Genomic DNA, 1,059 nt, shown 5'->3' with positions numbered 1-1,059 from the left:
GCCCTACCTGGGGCAGATCGCGCGATCCGCCGAGCAGCTCGGCTACGTCGGCGCCCTCACTCCGACCGGTGCGTGGTGTGAGGACGCCTGGATCACCACCGCCATGCTGTCGAGCGTGTCGGAGCGGCTGAAGTTCCTCGTCGCCTTCCGGCCCGGCCTGATCTCGCCGTTCCTGGCCGCGCAGATGGCGGGCACCTTCCAGAACCTCAGCGGTGGCAGGCTGTTGCTGAACGTCGTCACCGGCGGCGAGAGTCACGAACAGCGGATGTTCGGCGATTTCCTGGACAAGGACGAGCGCTACGCCCGCTGCGGCGAGTACCTCGAGATCGTGCGCGCGTTGTGGACCGGCGAGGTCGTCGACCACGAGGGCCGTTACTTCCGCCTGGAGAACGCTCAGCTCAACCAGATCCCCGACCCGCTACCGCAGCTGTACTTCGGCGGCTCCTCGCCCGCGGCCATCGAGGTCGCCGCGCGGCATGTCGACGTCTACCTCACCTGGGGCGAGCCGCCCGCCGCCGTGCGGGCCAAACTCGACGCCGTGCGCCGGGCCGCCGAGGGACACGGCCGCGAACTGCGCTTCGGCATCCGCCTGCACACCATCGCCAGGGACACCGCCGAGGAGGCGTGGGCGGAGGCGGGCCGGCTGCTCGCCGGCATCTCCGAGGAGCAGATCCGCCAGGTCCAGGCGGGCTTGCGCCGCAGCGAATCCGAGGGCCAGCGGCGCATGCTCGCCCTCAACGGCGGCACCAAGGACGGCCTGGAGATCCACCCGAACCTGTGGGCGGGCATCGGCCTGGTCCGCGGCGGCGCGGGCACAGCGCTCGTCGGCTCGCACCAGCAGATCGCCGACCTGATCGAGGAATACGCCTCGGCAGGCATCAGCGAGTTCGTGCTGTCGGGCTACCCGCACCTCGAGGAGGCCTACCACTTCGGCGAGGGCGTGCTGCCCGAATTGGCCCGGCGTGGCCGCTGGACCCACCCCTCCCCGTCCCGCGCCCCCGCCGCCGGGGGGGGCCAAGCCCCCCCCGGCGCCCCCGGCCCAGGGGGCGTAAAAACAAA

Annotated in this window: 1 protein-coding gene; it reads left to right on the top strand. The window is 71.8% G+C overall.

Annotated features, from left to right (window positions below; genetic code table 11):
- Positions 1-1,059: LLM class flavin-dependent oxidoreductase (locus QH283_RS25420; protein ID WP_280505459.1), on the top strand; the 1,059-nt coding region annotated here is incomplete at both ends.

It is taken from the genome of Nocardia farcinica (assembly GCF_029867845.1).
Taxonomy (GTDB): domain Bacteria; phylum Actinomycetota; class Actinomycetes; order Mycobacteriales; family Mycobacteriaceae; genus Nocardia; species Nocardia farcinica_A.
Note: the sequence above shows the minus strand (reverse complement) of the source record. Positions and strands in the feature narration are given on the sequence as shown.